Annotated in this window: 12 protein-coding genes; 6 read left to right on the top strand and 6 right to left on the bottom strand. The window is 63.8% G+C overall.

Annotation, left to right across the window (positions count from 1 at the left end; all coding sequences use genetic code 11):
• The first annotated feature begins 181 nt into the window (after nucleotides 1-181).
• The 4 genes from IPL79_14245 to IPL79_14230 are packed head-to-tail and all read left to right on the top strand — an operon-like array spanning nucleotide 182 to nucleotide 4452.
• On the top strand, nucleotides 182-1606 hold the full coding sequence (locus IPL79_14245) for an alginate export family protein (protein ID MBK9072145.1): 1425 nt from the start codon (nucleotides 182-184) through the stop codon (nucleotides 1604-1606).
• A gap of 13 nt (nucleotides 1607-1619) precedes the next feature.
• Nucleotides 1620-2327 carry a response regulator transcription factor gene (locus tag IPL79_14240; protein ID MBK9072144.1) on the top strand — a complete coding sequence of 236 codons (708 nt, stop codon included), beginning with the start codon at nucleotides 1620-1622 and terminating at the stop codon, nucleotides 2325-2327.
• Between the two features lie 5 nt (nucleotides 2328-2332).
• Complete coding sequence (locus IPL79_14235) at nucleotides 2333-3793, top strand: HAMP domain-containing protein (GenBank protein ID MBK9072143.1); 1461 nt, start codon at nucleotides 2333-2335, stop codon at nucleotides 3791-3793.
• Nucleotides 3794-3831: 38 nt separating this feature from the next.
• Nucleotides 3832-4452, top strand: coding sequence for a DUF4178 domain-containing protein (locus tag IPL79_14230; GenBank protein ID MBK9072142.1), 621 nt, complete (start codon nucleotides 3832-3834; stop codon nucleotides 4450-4452).
• Nucleotides 4453-4459: 7 nt separating this feature from the next.
• Here IPL79_14230 and IPL79_14225 read toward each other — a convergent pair whose 3' ends face one another.
• Both IPL79_14225 and IPL79_14220 read right to left on the bottom strand, forming a co-directional pair.
• Nucleotides 4460-6748, bottom strand: a complete 2289-nt coding sequence (locus tag IPL79_14225) for a S46 family peptidase (GenBank protein MBK9072141.1) — start codon at nucleotides 6746-6748, stop codon at nucleotides 4460-4462.
• Nucleotides 6749-6772: 24 nt separating this feature from the next.
• Nucleotides 6773-8905: a UvrD-helicase domain-containing protein gene (locus IPL79_14220; protein MBK9072140.1), complete on the bottom strand. Its 2133-nt coding sequence runs from the start codon at nucleotides 8903-8905 to the stop codon at nucleotides 6773-6775.
• 92 nt (nucleotides 8906-8997) lie between these two features.
• On the opposite strand from IPL79_14220, the gene IPL79_14215 reads away from it, so the two are divergent.
• Together IPL79_14215 and IPL79_14210 are read left to right on the top strand one after the other, a co-directional pair.
• Nucleotides 8998-9552 (top strand): hypothetical protein, encoded by a 555-nt coding sequence (locus tag IPL79_14215; protein ID MBK9072139.1) that lies wholly within the window; start codon nucleotides 8998-9000, stop codon nucleotides 9550-9552.
• A gap of 97 nt (nucleotides 9553-9649) precedes the next feature.
• Complete coding sequence (locus IPL79_14210) at nucleotides 9650-10249, top strand: methyltransferase domain-containing protein (GenBank protein ID MBK9072138.1); 600 nt, start codon at nucleotides 9650-9652, stop codon at nucleotides 10247-10249.
• A gap of 2 nt (nucleotides 10250-10251) precedes the next feature.
• Here IPL79_14210 and IPL79_14205 read toward each other — a convergent pair whose 3' ends face one another.
• The 4 genes from IPL79_14205 to gatA all read right to left on the bottom strand — a co-directional run bounded on the left by IPL79_14205 (nucleotide 10252) and on the right by gatA (nucleotide 15792).
• Entirely contained in the window at nucleotides 10252-11421 is a 1170-nt protein-coding gene (locus IPL79_14205; GenBank protein MBK9072137.1) for a hypothetical protein, read from the bottom strand.
• A 52-nt stretch (nucleotides 11422-11473) separates the two neighbouring features.
• Nucleotides 11474-12766: a serine--tRNA ligase gene (gene serS, locus IPL79_14200; protein MBK9072136.1), complete on the bottom strand. Its 1293-nt coding sequence runs from the start codon at nucleotides 12764-12766 to the stop codon at nucleotides 11474-11476.
• A gap of 81 nt (nucleotides 12767-12847) precedes the next feature.
• Nucleotides 12848-14308: an Asp-tRNA(Asn)/Glu-tRNA(Gln) amidotransferase subunit GatB gene (gatB, locus tag IPL79_14195; GenBank protein ID MBK9072135.1), complete on the bottom strand. Its 1461-nt coding sequence runs from the start codon at nucleotides 14306-14308 to the stop codon at nucleotides 12848-12850.
• 11 nt (nucleotides 14309-14319) lie between these two features.
• A complete protein-coding gene (gene gatA, locus IPL79_14190; GenBank protein MBK9072134.1) occupies nucleotides 14320-15792 on the bottom strand; it encodes an Asp-tRNA(Asn)/Glu-tRNA(Gln) amidotransferase subunit GatA in 1473 nt (490 codons plus the stop codon).
• Nucleotides 15793-15807: the final 15 nt, after the last annotated feature.

The raw sequence follows: 15807 nt of genomic DNA, 5'->3' as shown, positions 1-15807 counted from the left end.
TGGTAGCCCTGCGGCGAGTCAAGGATGCCAATCGGGTTACCGTTGAGTTTAATTCATGGCAGTGTGCGGCGGTCGCGCGCGGGTTGGCCGCTTCGACACCGTTGCGATTCGTAAGCGCTTGCTACTATTACATTTTTGTTACGAGCTGGCGGTGTTTCGTCGCTCGCGTTACAACCGTCCGATGACCTCCTACTTGTCTCACCTCGGACGCCCTGCGCGGCGGCAAATGTCGCGGCATTTTGCGTGGCTTGTGGCTGGTGCGCTTTGCAGCTTTTGGGGCGGCGCAACCGCGCAGCCCAAGCCGACGCCGACCGCAGCGGCGACGCCGATGTTCTCGTGGCATCTCGAACACCGATCGCGCGTTGAGGACGTCTCGGGCGATTTCCATAACAACGTCTTCGGCAGCAGCACGGGTTATTCGATGCGGACCTTGGCGCGGGTCGAGTTTCGTCACCGCGCATTTGCAGCGACGCTTGAGCTCGCCGATTCTCGGCTTTACGCAACGGAGGACACGCCACGAAATACCACCCACGTAAATGTGTTCGAGCCGCTGCAAGCTTTCGTCGCCTGGCGCGGCAAGGGCTTGTTCTCTAGCAACGACGCCCTGATCGTAAAGGCGGGGCGCATGACCATGGATCTCGGCAGCCGCCGCGTGCTTGCGCGCAGCGAGTATCGAAATACGATCAATGGCTTTACCGGCATCGACGCGTCTTGGCGGACCAACCGGGGCGACGCCGCGGTGCGCTTGTTTGCGGTAATGCCGGTGGTACGCCGCCCCCGCGATGCCTTCTTGCTGGCGGACAACAAATTTGAACTCGACCGCGAGGCAACTCGAGCATTGCTCGCAGGCGCCGTCTACAGCCGCCCGGCCGGCGACGGCACGCCGGGCGGTGAGGCTTATTTGCTCGGCTACATCGAACGAGATGGCGATGGCCAAGATATGCCGACCGCGAATCGCCGCCTGCTTATGCCAGGGGCGCGTATTCTGCTGCCGCCAGCGATCGGCATGCCAGATGGCCAGATTGAGGTGATCGGCCAATTCGGGCGTTCACACGAAACGGCTGACGACGACGACGTGACGTCGCTACGACACCGCGCCATGGCGTTGCATGCCACGGCAGGCTACACGCTAACGACGTCATGGCACCCACGCGGCGCCTTGCAGTTCGACTACGCCAGCGGCGATCGCGATCGCGACGACAATCGCAACAACCGCTTTGATCCGCTATTTGGCGCGCGTCGGTTTGATTTTGGCCCGACCGGGCTATGGGGTCCGATCGCTCGCTCCAACATAGTCGCCCCTGGCGCTCGGGTCGAAGTCACGCCAAGCAAGCGCGTCGATGGCCTGATCGCCTATCGCGCGGTGTGGCTGGCATCGGCGAGCGATGTGTGGGTCGGGGCCGGCCTAATCGACGTGCTAGGCGACACCAGCCGTTTTATTGGCCACCACCTTGAGGCAAGAGTCCGGGTAACGCTACGACCTAAACAGCTCGTGCTCGAGCTTGGCGGCGCGAGATTGGATAAGAGCGCTAAGGCTAGGAACATGGCGACTGGGCAGCTAGACCGCTCGCTATTTTCATACATCCAGCTGACGGGAACATTGTAACGTCGCGACGATTATGACGACTGCGACCATACGGCCCAAGATCGTGGTGATCGACGACGACGCCGCGATCGGCCGATTGCTGACGTTTGGCCTCGGCGAGGCCGGGTTCGAGGCGTTCTGGGCCGCGACCGGCGCCGAGGGCATCGCGCTTGTGTTGCGCGAACAACCAGCGGTGGCAATTGTCGATATGATGCTGCCCGACATCTTTGGCACCAAGGTTTGCGAACGGTTGCGCTCCGATCCCGCGGTTGGGGATGTCGCTATCTTGATCCTAAGCGCGCTAGGCGAAGAAGATGATCGCGTGGTTGGGTTTGAGGCAGGGGCCGACGATTACGTGGTCAAGCCTTTTAGTCCGCGCGAGTTTGCCTTGCGCGTGAAGGCCCTGGTGCGCCGAACCGAGCAAGTGGCGCCGGCTCGTGCCGCCCGACTCGCATGGGGAGGCTTGGTGCTTGATGACGTTCGCCACGCCGTGTTGCTCAATGGTTCGGAGATCGTGTTGCGGCCGCTCGAGTATAGATTGCTGGCAGCGTTTCTCGAGCATCCGGCACAAATGTTTTCCCGCGCAGCGCTGCTCGAATTAGTCTGGGGGATGACAACGGGCATTGGTGATCGCACGGTGGATGTGCACGTGCGCCGCTTGCGCAGTCGTCTCGGCGGATATGCCGAACTCATCGAAACCGTGCCGGGCTATGGCTATCGCCTCAAGGCGCCGCCACGCTGATCCCTATGCTCGGCCGCCGTCTGCCATTTTTTGTCAAGCTCGTGCTCAGCCATGTGCTCGTGGCGATCGTCGTTGTCGCGATTATGGCGGTGGTGCTTCACGGCGCCTTGCGACGCGAACTGTTGGCCACCACCCATGCGCATAGCCATGCCCAAGCGCGTGGCACTGCGCAATGGGTAGACCGAGACCGCCATCCCGAGCGACTCGCGCCGCGACTTGCCGCCGTGATGGGATCGCGCGTCAGCATCTTGGACGCCGATGGCGTCGTGCTTGGTGATTCCGAATTTCCCGGTGAGCCATCGCCAACGCTGGCAAATCAGGCAAATCATCCAGAAGTTGTCGCGGCGCTCGCCAGCGGTAGCGGGCGCTCGGTGCGGCGTGATGAAAACCAGGTGCTCACGCAGTATTCGGTGGTCCAAGCTGGCGATGGCTTGTATGTGCGCGTCGGCGTACCTGTTGCCGAGGCGATCGCGCCGCTGGGCGGGATGCGAATGCAGCTGCTATGGGCTGCCTTGTTAAGCGCGATGTTTGCGATCGTGCTCGGCCTGCTTGCCGCGCGGCTGGGAGCGCGCCCCTTGCGGGCAATGCGTCTGGCCGCCGAGCGCATTTCCGCGGGTGACCACGACGCGTCGTTTACCGACCTTGCAACTGGCTCGGGTCGCGGCGAGAAAGCCCCGATTGCACCGGCAAACGACGACATCTCCGCGCTGCAACAATCATTGACGACGATGGCTGCGCAACTGCGCACGCAAATTAGTGACCTCACCGCCCAACGCGATCAGCTCACGCGGATGGCGCAAAGCGCGCGCGAGCTGGTGGCCAACGTGTCGCACGAACTGCGCACGCCCGTGACAACCATCGGCGGCTTTGCTGAAACCTTGCTGAACAGCGATCTCGACCCGGCGACGCGGCGCGAGTTCACCGAGATCATCGCCCGTAGCAGCGAGCGTATGGCGCGACTAATTGCCGATTTGTTGCAACTGGCACGGCTCGACAACCAAGGTGCGTCGGCGCTTCCGCTGGAGTCGGTCGACCTGCGCGACGTCGTCGCCGCAATTTCTCCGAGTGCGCGCGACGGCCTTGCATCGCTACCGGTTCACTGGCACGCCGAGCCGCCCGTCGTCCAGGCCAATGCTGACGCGTTGGCGCAAATCTTAGAAAATTTGCTCATCAACGCTCGTCGGCACGGCGCGGCGACTAGCGTGTCTCTGGCCACCAAAGCCACACAGTCGCCGAATCGCGTATGCCTTACTATTACCGACAACGGCATCGGCATCGCGGCGACCGATTTACCGCGCGTCACCGAACGCTTCTATTGCGCCGACCCGGCGCGGTCCAGACAGGCGGGCGGCGCGGGCCTTGGCCTCGCCCTCGTCAAGCAATTGGTGGAGCTGCAAGGCGGCGTTCTGCGGGTTACCAGTGAATCTGGCCAGGGCACCGCGGTTTCGATCGAGCTAACCACGTGACGGCTTGACTGCGTTGGCTTTTCTGCCACCCTTGCGACGTGTTCGCTGGCATCGTCCTCTTCGTCATTATCGTCATCGTGTTTGGCGCGGGCGCGGTCGGTTATACGCTCTACAAGGCGCTTCCCACTGGCGCCGTGCAAAAACTTCTCGCGCCGCAGGCCGATGCGATGCGCGAGCGGAGCCTGCGCGAGCTACGCAGCGGCGATATCGTCACGCGAGGCGGCGTTGACTTTGTCTGCGAGGGTGCTATTGCTTACGAAGAACTCGGTCACCGCTGGGTGGCGGGCCTGCTCGTCGATACGCACGCGTCGCACTGGCTGATCGCTGGCATCGAACGCTCCGGCGATGCGACGGTGCGGCTGCTCGATGTCGAACCAAACCTCAAACTTGCCGAGTACCCTCCCGAGCGCATTCCCCTCGGCGAGCAAATTTTCGCACTCGACAAGCGCGGCATCGCCACCTGCACCCTTACCGGCAATGTTCGCTTCCTCGCCAAGAGTGCCAACCCCATGCGTGGCAGCGCCGAACGCTGCCGATGGTGGTTGTACAGCTCGGCCTCCGGCGAAACCTTGCTCATTGAGCAATGGGGCTCCGACTATCGCGCCCTGCGCGGCTCCAAAGTCGCAGTCGCCGAGTTCGCGATCATCCACGGCAGCTAACGCGACGTTACGGCGCCGGGGCGGACACGTTCATTTCGGCAAGCAAGTGTTTTGCGTTGTCGACGGTGTCCATGATCCAAAGCATGTAGCGAATATCGAGCGTGATGGTGCGCGTTGCGCGGCCGTCGAACACGACGTCAGAAGACATACCCTCGATGTTGCCGTCAAACGCAAGTCCGACTAGTTCGCCTTTGCCATTTAGCACCGGGGAGCCCGAGTTGCCATTGGTGATGTCGAGGTCCGAGAGAAAGTTGACCGGCACTTCGCCAAGGCGCTTATCGGCCCAGCCTCCCCAGTTCTTGGCTTCAATCGCGGCCACCAGCGCCGCCGGGGCATCAAACGGCTCCTTGCCGGTTTGCTTGGCGAGGATTTCGCTCGCCTTGGTAAACGGCGTATATGCCTCTTTGGCGCCATCGGCGGTGTAGCCGCGCACCGTGCCAAAGCTGACGCGCAGCGAGCTATTGGCGTCGGGGGCAACCATGCCGCCGGCCGACGCGATGAGGCCTTCCATGTACGTATTCATCGGCACCAGCAAATCGCCGCTGCGGGTCTCGCCGATTTTCTCGCGCTCAAGCCACAACGGCTTCACCATTAGCGCGGCGGCGATGAAGGGATCTTTCGAGGCCTTGAGTTGCTTGGCGGTGCCCTTGGTTAAAAGCTCGAGGCGCAGTTTTTCGTCGGCGAGCTTGGTCTGCCCGTAGAAACGATCGAGCGCGGCGTCGATGACCTTGTCGTCGATCGTTGCGCCGGCCTTGAGGCCGAGCAGGCCATGCAGCCATGGTCGAAGCTCGGCGGCTTCGCCCGCGGCATTTTGCAGCGCCAGCTTAAACATCGCGCGATCGATGGTTAGGTCGACGTTCTTGGTGAACGACTTTTGGCTCGCCTCGCGCATCGGCATGTCTCGCGCTTGGTAGCCCGGCTTGCGATCGGCATCCGCCTTTGCGCGCTCCTCGGCGATGCGCGCCAGCCCCAGCGCGGTGCCCATCAAGCGCGACGACGTCACCGTGTTCATGAACACTTCATCCGCGCGCTCGTGCTTCCGCGCCTCGGCGAGGATGGTTTCCACCTTGGCCAGCGCATCGCCGTACTTGGCACGCGAGGCGTCCGCCGCGACCCAGGCCGCAAACGTCGTCTCGGCGGCCTGCTTCTGCGCCAGCGTGCCGTTCTTGGCAAAGCCGGTCATCATGCCTTCGTATTTTTCGAGGTAGTTCTGCACGCCCTGATGCATGACGCCGGCCTTGATCGCCGTGGCCTTTTGCGCCTCGGTGGCGTCGGGCTTAGCGGCGGCGGCGATGAAGCCGTCGAGCAACGCCATGCGCTGCTTGGAATAGGCGATGAAGCGCGGATGGTTTGATTCGATGTCGGCCGCAAGCTCGCTCGCGGTTTGCAGGCGATTGGTGCTGCCGGGATAGCCCGTCACCATCACGAAGTCACTTGGGGCCAAGCCCGCGGTGCTGACCTTGAGCCAGTGCTTGGGCGCGAACGGCACGTTGTCTTTGCTGTATTCGGCCGGCTTGCCGTCCTTGCCAACGTAGGCGCGCATGAACGAATAGTCGCCTGTGTGCCGCGGCCACGCCCAGTTGTCGATGTCGCCGCCGTAGTTGCCAATGCTGCGCGCCGGCACGTACACGAGGCGCACGTCGCGCAATTCAAGATACTCGGCTTCGATGACGAGGGCGCCGCGAAAATAGGTGTGCAGGCGGCAACGCAGCTCGGGGCGATCTTTCTCGCACGCCGCGATTTGCTCCTTGCCGCGTTTTTCCAGCGCGGCAAAGCGCGCGGCTGGATCGGTAATGTCTGCCAGGCCGCCGTTGATCTTGGCCGTGACATCGGTGAAGGCTTGCGCCACCCAAATGCGGCCGCTGGGGCCTATCGATTTCTCGTCGGCCATGGCCTTGGCGAGAAAGCCGTTTTCGACCAGGTTATCGCTCGGCGTCGCATTGAATTGCAGGCCGCCCTGAACGCAGTGATGGTTGGTAATGATGAGGCCTTGCGGCGAGACGAATGACGCCGTGCAGCCACCCGTCGTTACGACCGCGGCCAACGGCGCGGCGAGTGGGTTGGTAAGCGCCTCGGCCGCGACCTCCACACCGAGGGTCTTAAACAACTCGGCGAAGCCCGCCATCTGTTGTGGCATCCACATGCCACCGGCGTTGACATGCGCGGCACGCGCGGTCGCGGTGACGTCGCTGCCGGCTTGGCTGCCCGCGCCGCTGCCGGTCATGCCCGCCGCCGAGCCCGATTTCTTAGAACACGCCGCCGCGAGCAGCAGCGCACACAATGCTATTTTTCTCATGCGCGCGTGATAGCAAGCGCAGCGTCATTCCTCAAACCGAAACTGCGCAAAGAAGCTCTTTACTTCCTCTGTGGGCACGGCCTGCGCCGCTTCCTCTGCAATATCGCGGACATCCAGCAGGTCATCGGGAATCTCGAGGAGAAACCTCGACGGCGTGCGCGGCACCGCCTTGCCGCGCGCGACCCGAGTGAGGGCGCGGGTGAGGTAGAGCTTGCGCTGGGCGCGCGTAATGCCGACGTACGCCAGGCGACGTTCCTCGCTGACGTCGGTGGCGTGGTCGCCATCCATAATATCGGTCGCTTGCGGCTGCAGCGTGCGTACGTGCGGCAGCAATTCTTCCTCCAGCCCGACCACAAAACACACCGGGAATTCGAGCCCCTTGGCGGCATGCAACGTGGTGAGGATAACGCGGTCGCCCTGCTCTTCCTCGTCCTTGTCGGTCTGCAGCGAGAGGTTGCGCAGGTATTGCGCCAGCGCCTCGCGGCCCGGCGCGCGCGCCTGCTGCTTTTGCAGCGACGCGATGAGGCCCTCGACGTTTTCGATGCGGCGCTGGGCAATGCCGCCCGAGGTCGAGGCGGCGCGCAAATCGGCATACAAATCGATGCGTTCGATGAGCGCACGTACCGCGGCGGCGACGTCCGTCGTCGCCAGATCGCGCGTGAGCTGGTTCATGATGCCAACAAAGCCTGCCAGCGCCGTCTGCGTGGCCGGTCGAATCTCTTCGTCGATCAGGTCTTCGCGCGTCGCCTTGCTCGGCGCATCATGCGCGGCCGTCGCACCGTCAAGCAATGAGCCTTGTCGTCCCGACCCCTGCGCCGTCGCGTGCACCGCCTCCCACAGGTGGGCATGCCGGTCGTGCGCGCGCGCCAGCAAGCGCTCAAGCGTGTTCCCGCCGATGCCACGGCCCGGATAATTGATGATGCGTCGGATTGCCAACTCATCGCGCGGGTTGAGCGCCGCGCGCAGATACGCGATAACGTCTTTGACCTCCTTGCGCTCGAAAAACTGCTGACCGCCAAACATCACGTAGGGCACGCTATGGGCCCGCAGCTCCTCTTCTAGGGCTTTTGCCTGAATGTTGGAACGGTACATCACCGCAATGTCTTGCCAGCGCCGCCCCTCGTCGTGCAGCCTAGTCAGCTCGCGCGCGACAAACTGCGCCTCTTGTTCGACCGTCGCCGCGACCGCATGCGTGATGGCGTCGCCGGACGTCAGGTCTGACCACAGCGTCTTGCCGTGGCGATTGCTGTTGTTCGCAATCACCGCATTGGCCGCGCCGAGAATGGTCTTGGTCGAGCGATAGTTTTGCTCGAGCTTGACCACCTTGGCGCCGGCGAACATGTCGGCAAACTTCAGAATGTTGGTCGGATCGGCACCGCGCCACGAATAGATCGATTGATCGTCATCGCCGACGACGCACAAATTATTGTGCTGCTCGACCAGCGCCTTGACCATGCGCAGCTGCGCCGCATTGGTGTCTTGATACTCATCGACCATGACGTAGGCAAAGCGTGCCTTCCACCGCGCGCCGATTTCGGGCGTATCGAGCAGGCGCACCGGCTCGACGATCAAGTCGTCAAAATCAAATGCCGCGCAGGCGCGCAGCTGTTCTTGGTAATTTGGATACACCTGTGCCGTGACCCAGTCGTATTCATCGGCGTCGCGCGGCACGTAGGCCTCGGGCGTGATGAACTTGTTTTTCGCGAGCGAGATGCGCGCCAAGATTGCCTTGACGTCATAGCGGCGCTCGCCATCGCGACCGATATCGTGGGTATTTCGCAGCGCCTCCCGCAGCACGCCCATTTGGTCGGCTTGGTCATAGATGATAAAGCCCTTGGGCATGCGCATGGCCTTGCGCTCGCTGCGCAGAATGGTCAAACCCAGCGCGTGAAAGGTGCCCATAGAGAGCTGCGCCGCAGTCTTGCGATCGCCCAGGAGGTGCGCCACGCGCTCGCGCATTTCTTCGGCCGCCTTGTTGGTAAACGTGAGCGCGCAGATCGCCTGCGGCGGCACCCCGCGCTCGAGCAACTGGGCGATGCGATACGTGATGACGCGCGTCTTGCCGGAGCCGGCCCCGGCGAGCACCAGCAGCGGGCCGCTTCCGTGCACCACCGCTTCGCGTTGCGGCGCATTTAGTCTGGCGAGGTCGAGCGACACGGGCTGCACACTCTAGGGCAGGGTTAAAAAATGATCAGCCCGCGCGCGCGGTTTTTGGCTCGTTTGTGCGCGTTTTGCGTTACGCTTTTGGCTTGCAAATCGCGGCCGACGTTGGTGCTCGCCTAGGCGAATTCGAGGCGGAGCTGCGCGCAAGGTTTCCGCGCTATGCCGTCCTCGAAAAGGCCGGCCGCAAGTCGCAGCGCGTTGTCGGCACCTTGCTCGCCATCGTTACGTTGGGCGCGGCGCGTGGCTACGTTCGCCATTTTCACACCACATGGGGCCAGCGCCTTTATGTCTGCGGCGCGTGGCATGACCTGAGCCCGGCTGCGCGCTACATCTTGCTGCGCCACGAAGCCGTCCACATGGCGCAGTTCAAGCGCTATGGGCACCTGGGGATGATGCTGCGGTACGCCGGCTGGCCGCTGCCGCTTGGGCTCGCCTATTCGCGGGCGCGGCTGGAATGGGAGGCCTATGCGCAGACCATCGCGGCCACCTACGAAGTGTACGGGGCGGCGGCCTTAACCCCGGCGTTTCGAGCGCACATCATCGCGCAGTTTTGTGGCGGCGATTATGGCTGGATGTGGCCCTTTCGCCGCCGCGTCGGCGCTTGGTACGACCAAGTAGCCGCCGAGCTCGCCGCGAATTAGGGGCCGCGGCGCATTGCCTCGCTTTTGCCGTTGCGGCCCCGGCGCCTCGGTGGCAGTTTGCCGCGTCCCTATGCGCGTGCGGCAACACGTTAATCCGATGGCGGCGAGCTTCGATGTGTTTCGCGGCTCGCCACCTGTGCTCGATCTAACTCGGCCAATCGAAGTGGAGATTGGCTGTGCCGAGGCGCAGTTTCTCTTTGAGCGCGCGGCGGTTGATCCGCAGCGGCAATACGTCGGCCTCGAAATCCGCGAGGACCTCGTCGACCTCGTGAACAAGCAAGCGGCTACCACAGGCGCGCCGGTGCACGCCGTATTTTGCCACGCCCAGGTGCACGCCGACATGCTGTTTCCCGAGGCGAGCGTCGATCGCGTCTACATTAATTTTCCCGACCCGTGGTTTAAACGCCGGCACCACAAACGACGCATGGTCGACGACGTCCTCATGCGCAGCGTCGCGCGCATGACCAAGCCTGGCGGTGACGTGCTGATGCAGACCGACGTCTGGGAGCTCGCGATCGAGTCGCTGGCGTTGTTTGAGGGCCTGGAGGCCTATTTCGTTAATCAGCACGAACCGTGGCGATTTTGGCGCGGCCGGCATCCGTTTGGCGTGCGCTCATGGCGCGAGATGAACGCCGAGCAGACCGGCCTACCGATTTGGCGCATGCTGTATCGCCGCACCGACACGCCGCTGCGCTAGCCCTAGGCAACCGAATTGCGCTGCAAATCGCGCAGCAACTGTTGCGCGCGGGCTTCTTGCGCCTCGTAGCGCCACGCGCGCACAAAGGCCCAAATAAATAGCCCAAGCAAGATGACCAATGCGATCACCAGCGGCGTGATGTACCAATAGGTAGACCCGTCGTCGTGAACCAGGATAACGCGCGCATCGCTGGGCACCGCGCGCGGCAGCCACAACGCGACCACGTCGATATCGCGCCAGGCCAGTGCCACGTTATCCGAAATGCGGACAACATCATTGGCCGCGGCTACCTCCGCCAGCGTCGCGACGTGGCGCACCATCGCCGGCGAAACTTCCACCGTCCATGCCAGGCCGGCAGCAGCTAGCGCCTGCGTCACCGCGGCCGGCGTCGGCAGCGCAGGCGGCAGCGCGTCGAGGCGAAACGTGGCGACGTACGGCGTTTCCGCTACCGGCGCGCCAACATCGACGCCAAGCACGGTCTGCAGCTTCTGCCTCCACGCCGCGACATCGACATGTTTGGCGACAAACACGCACTGCAACTGCACGGCGCCGGGATTTGCAACCTCGAACTCGAGCTTGGTGGCCGGCGGAGGCATAGCAATCGCATCGCCAGTCACCGATATAATCGATGATGCGCCCGATGCCAGCGCCGCGCGCAAGTCGGCGGCAGCAAAGGCAACCGGCTGCGGCTGCTTCATATAAGCCGTGAGCTGGTCGGCGAACTTGGTGTCCGCGATCCTACGCAATCGTCCTTGGTAGGCGACGGCTTGCGCGGCTGGGCGGTCGGCTTCCGCGACGTTCGGCGCGCTCCACGCGTGGCCATCGGCGGCCACCCACAGGGATAAGTTGCTGCCACCGACCGGCGCCAGCCGTATCCCTCGATCGTGCTTGCCGGTGCGAATGCGGAGCGCGCTGCCATAGTCGAGCGTCGCCTCAGGCAGCTTCACCATGGACTCCACGTGGGCGGCGCCTGCACCACGTGCCGTGATGGTCGTGACCTCACCGGCGCGCCAAACAAACTTCCGATCGGCATTGGTGCGCCACAACAGCACCACGGCGACGAGGACCACCGCCGCCGCCGTGATCATCGTGATCGTCGGACGCGGTCGGCTGAGCGCGATGAGCTCCGGATCCAGCGGTTGCGCCGAGCGTTGAGGGAGATCGTCGGACATGTTGGTCACAATGTACCTACTCTTGGGACACCTGCCCAGCTAACTGGGTTCCTCAAAGTTTGGTAATTCGTTCAATTCCGCCGACATACGGGCGCAGCGCCGGCGGCACCAACACCGATCCGTCGGCTTGTTGATATTGCTCGATAATTGCCACCAGCGTGCGCCCAATGGCCAGGCCCGACCCATTGATGGTGTGCAGCGGGCGCGGCTTTTCCCCCGCTGCGGGGCGATATCGGATTTTGGCGCGGCGTGCCTGGAAGTCTTCGAAGTTCGAGCATGACGAGATCTCGCGGTAGGCGTTTTGCCCCGGCAACCAGACCTCGAGATCGTAGGTCTTGGCCGCGCCAAAGCCGAGGTCGCCCGTGCAAAGCGTCATCGCGCGGTAGTGAAGGCCAAGGCCCTGCAAGATGTGCTCGGCATCGGCGCGTAAGCGGTCGAGCTCGTCGTAGCTGGTCTCGGGCGCAACAAATTTCACCAGCTCGACCTTGTCGAATTGGTGTTGGCGAATTAGGCCACGCGTATCCTTGCCATAGGCGCCCGCCTCGGCGCGAAAACATGGCGAGTACGCGCAGAAGTAAGCCGGCACCGCGTCGGCTTCGAAGATTTCGTCGCGATACATGTTGGTGACCTGCACCTCCGCGGTCGGCGACAAAAACAAATCGTTTGCGGGCAGTTGCTCACTCGGCTCGTTGCCCTCGAGACGCTCGATTTTAAACACGTCGGCCGCAAACTTTGGTAGCTGGCCGGTGCCCTCGAGCGAGGCGCGCTTGACCAAGGCAGGCGGCCACACCTCGCGATAGCCGCGGCTGGTGTGGCTGTCGATCATGTAGTTCATCAGCGCGCGGGTGAGCCGGGCGCCCCAATCGCGCAGCACCGTGAAGCGCGCGCCCGAGATTTTGGCGCCCGTCGCGAAATCGAGGATACCGAGCGCCTCGCCCAAGTCCCAGTGCGCCTTTGGCTCGAACGCGAACGTCGGTTTGTCCCCCCACGTGTGCAGCACGGTGTTGCCGCCTTCGCCGCCGCCCTCGGGCACAGACGGATGGGGCGCATTAGGAATATTGACCAGCGCCGCGTCGCACTGCGCTTCGAGCTGCGCGAGCTCTCCCTCGCCGCTCTTGATGCGCCCCGATAGATCTTTAAGTTCATCGCGCGCGGCGGCAAACTCCGGCGATTTCTTATCGAGCCTGGCCATCTTGTCGTTGGCGCCGTTGCGCGCCTGGCGCAGCGTATCTAGGTCGCCTTGCAGTTTGCGACGGCGTTCGTCAGCCGCGCGCCACCCCGCGACGACCGTGGCGACATCGCCACCACGGCGCAATACGGCATCCATCTTGGCTGGGTCGAGCATGGCGCAAACCTACCGGCAGCGCCCGAGGCATGCAATTAGAGCCCGCGGCCAATTCGCGCCCAAGGCGGCTGGGGCACGCGGCTAAGCGCCCGGGGCGCCACCAGCGAGCAACGCCTCGCGCACCAAGCGCTGCACAATTTTTGGATCGGCGCGGCCGCCGAATTCCTTGAGCACCTGGCCGACGAAGAAGCCGATGAGCTTGTCGTTGCCAGCGCGGTAGGCTTCGGCCTGACGCGCGTTGGCTAGGACGATGCGCTGCGCGACCGCGGCGATGGCCGCCTCGTCGCGAATCTGCGACCAGCCGTTGGCCTCGACGATCGCCGCGGGTTCGCGCACGTCGTCGAACATCGCGACCACGACATCTTTGCCAATCTTGCCGCTGATGGCCTCGCTGTGGACCAAGGCAACCAAGGCTGCCAGCCGCGGCGGCGTGACCGGGCAATCGGCGAGCAGCAGCCCGCGCGCGCCGAGCGCGCCGACCAGCTCGCTGACGATCCAATTAGCCAAGGTCTTGGGCGCGAGCGCCTGCTCGGCGGCGCACGCGTCGTCGAGATAGGCCGCGAGCTCCGGCGCGGCGACCAGGGTCTTGGCGTCATCGCTCGCCAGCCCCGCCGCCACATAGCGCCGATAGGTGGCCATCGGCAGTTCCGGCAGCGCGACGCGCAAGTGCGCGATCTCGTCGTTGGTAAGCACGAGCGGCGGCAGATCCGGATCCGGCATGTAGCGATAGTCGTTGGCTTCCTCTTTGCTGCGCATCGGCACCGATACGGCGTGGTCCGGATCCCATAGCCGCGTTTCCTGGGTCACCACGCCGCCGGCCTCGACCAAGGCAATTTGTCGCGCGATTTCGTGTTCGATCGCGCGCTCGACGAAGCGAAACGAATTGATATTTTTAAGCTCGGTGCGGGTGCCTAGGGCGGTGGCGCCGACGCGGCGAATTGACACGTTGGCGTCGCAACGCAGCTGGCCTTTTTCCAGGTCGCCATGACACACGCCAAGCGCCACCACTAAGCGATGCAGCGCGCGCATAAACTCTGCGGCCTGCGCCGCCGAGCTCATGCACGGCGTGGTAACCACTTCAACCAGCGGCACGCCAGCGCGATTTAAGTCGACAAGGGAATGTGCCCCCGCATGCGTACTCTTGCCGGCATCTTCTTCCATGTGGATGCGCGCCAGCTGCGCCGATGCCACCTCGGTTCCGGCAAAGTATTCCACCGCCCCGCCCTCGCAGATCGGCAGGTCCCACTGCGTAATTTGATAGCCCTTGGGCAAATCTGGGTAAAAATACTGCTTGCGAGAAAAATTCGACGTTTGGTTGAGCGTGCCGCCCACTGCCAGCGTGAGCCTTGCCGCGAGCAGCCCCGCCTCGCGATTGAGCACCGGCAACGCACCGGGCAAACCGAGTACCACGGGGCTAGTCAGCTCGTTCGGATCAGCGCCAAAGGCGACGGGGACCCGCGAGAGTAGTTTGTGCGTGGTGGCGAGCTGCACGTGCACCTCGAGGCCAATGACCGCTTCCCACGCGCCCTGAGCCAGGGGCATCGCCGCATCGCTCACGCGGCCTCCTGCTTGGCCATCATCGGTGGCCGCAACGTCACCATGCCCGCGCCCGCCTCAATTACCGCGCCGGCGCGCAGCAGCTTTGCCTCGCCAAACCATTTGCCCATCAGCTGCACCCCAATGGGCAGACCGTCGGCCATGGCCACCGGCACCGACATGCCAGGCACGCCGGCGAGATTGCACGCCAAGGTGAAGATATCGGCGAGATACATCGCCACCGGATCGCTTTTTTCGCCGGCGCGAAACGCTGTGGTCGGTGTCGTCGGCGTTAGCACCATGTCGACCGGCATGTCGATGAAGTCTTGGCGAATCAGCGCGCGCACTTGCTGTGCCTTCTTGAAATAGGCGTCGTAATAGCCGGTGCGCAGCGCATACGTGCCGAGCATGATGCGGCGCTTTACCTCGGGGCCAAAGCCACGGCCGCGCGTTTGTTCATACATCTCCGTAAGCGGGGCGGCGGCGTCCGCGAGGTTTTTGCCATAGCGAATGCCGTCGAACCGCGCGAGGTTGGCCGAGGCCTCCGCCGGTGCGATGAGGTAGTAGGTCGGCAAGGCCAAGGTCGTATGCGGCAAAGACATTTCCACCACGTCGGCGCCCGCGTCGCGCAACATGGTGGCGGCGGCGGCAACCGCGGTGGCAATCGCGGGCGCGACCTCGCCCTCCATGTATTCGCGCGGCAAGCCGACGCGCAGCCCCTGCAACGAGCCAGCGTGGGGCGAATGGGCCGCGATTTCGCGCACCACGCGCTCGGCCTGCGGCGCGGCGACGCTTGTGCCATCGTGCGGATCATGCGCGATCATTGCCTCGAGCAAGATCGCTAGATCGTCGACGTGACGCCCCATCGGGCCTATCTGATCAAGCGACGACGCGAAGGCAATGAGGCCATAGCGCGACACCAAGCCATACGTTGGTTTTAGCCCGGCGATGCCGCAAAAGGCCGCCGGTTGGCGAATCGAGCCACCGGTATCGCTCCCAAGGCTGGCCGCACACAAGCCCGCCGCAACCGCCGCGGCGCTGCCGCCCGAGCTGCCGCCTGGTACGCGCGTCAGGTCCCATGGATTTTTGCAAGGCCCATAGGCCGAGTGCTCGTTGCTGCTGCCCATCGCGAACTCGTCGCAATTGAGCTTGCCAAGCATGACCGCGTCTTGCCCGCGCAGCCGCGTCATCACCGTTGCGTCGTAGGGCGGGACCCAGTCTTGCAATAGTTTTGATCCTGCCGTCGTCGCCACCCCGCGCGTTACGATGACATCTTTGATGCCGAGCGGCACGCCGGCCAGCGTGCCCAAGGCCTCGCCACGCGCACGCTTGTGATCGACGGCTTCGGCGACGGCCATCGCGCTATGCTCGCCATCGCGAGGCACGGCGAGGTAGGCGCCAAGCACGTCGTTTTGCGCCGCGATCCGCGTCAGATACGTTTCCGCCAACGCGCGGGCGCTGATCTCGCCGCGCGCAACCGCGCCGCGCATGTGGCGCACGCTCCA

The sequence above is a fragment of the Myxococcales bacterium genome (assembly GCA_016716835.1).
Lineage (GTDB): Bacteria > Myxococcota_A > Polyangia > Haliangiales > Haliangiaceae > JADJUW01.
Note: the sequence above shows the minus strand (reverse complement) of the source record. Positions and strands in the feature narration are given on the sequence as shown.

Excerpts from the sequence above, each read along its gene's own strand:
- IPL79_14245 (MBK9072145.1), top strand. The coding sequence starts at position 182 with ATGACCTCCTACTTGTCTCACCTCGGACGCCCTGCGCGGCGGCAAATG.
- IPL79_14240 (MBK9072144.1), top strand. The coding sequence starts at position 1,620 with ATGACGACTGCGACCATACGGCCCAAGATCGTGGTGATCGACGACGAC.
- IPL79_14235 (MBK9072143.1), top strand. The coding sequence starts at position 2,333 with ATGCTCGGCCGCCGTCTGCCATTTTTTGTCAAGCTCGTGCTCAGCCAT.
- IPL79_14225 (MBK9072141.1), bottom strand. The coding sequence starts at position 6,748 with ATGAGAAAAATAGCATTGTGTGCGCTGCTGCTCGCGGCGGCGTGTTCT.
- IPL79_14210 (MBK9072138.1), top strand. The coding sequence starts at position 9,650 with ATGGCGGCGAGCTTCGATGTGTTTCGCGGCTCGCCACCTGTGCTCGAT.
- IPL79_14205 (MBK9072137.1), bottom strand. The coding sequence starts at position 11,421 with ATGTCCGACGATCTCCCTCAACGCTCGGCGCAACCGCTGGATCCGGAG.
- serS (MBK9072136.1), bottom strand. The coding sequence starts at position 12,766 with ATGCTCGACCCAGCCAAGATGGATGCCGTATTGCGCCGTGGTGGCGAT.
- gatB (MBK9072135.1), bottom strand. The coding sequence starts at position 14,308 with ATGCCCCTGGCTCAGGGCGCGTGGGAAGCGGTCATTGGCCTCGAGGTG.
- gatA (MBK9072134.1), bottom strand. The coding sequence starts at position 15,792 with ATGCGCGGCGCGGTTGCGCGCGGCGAGATCAGCGCCCGCGCGTTGGCG.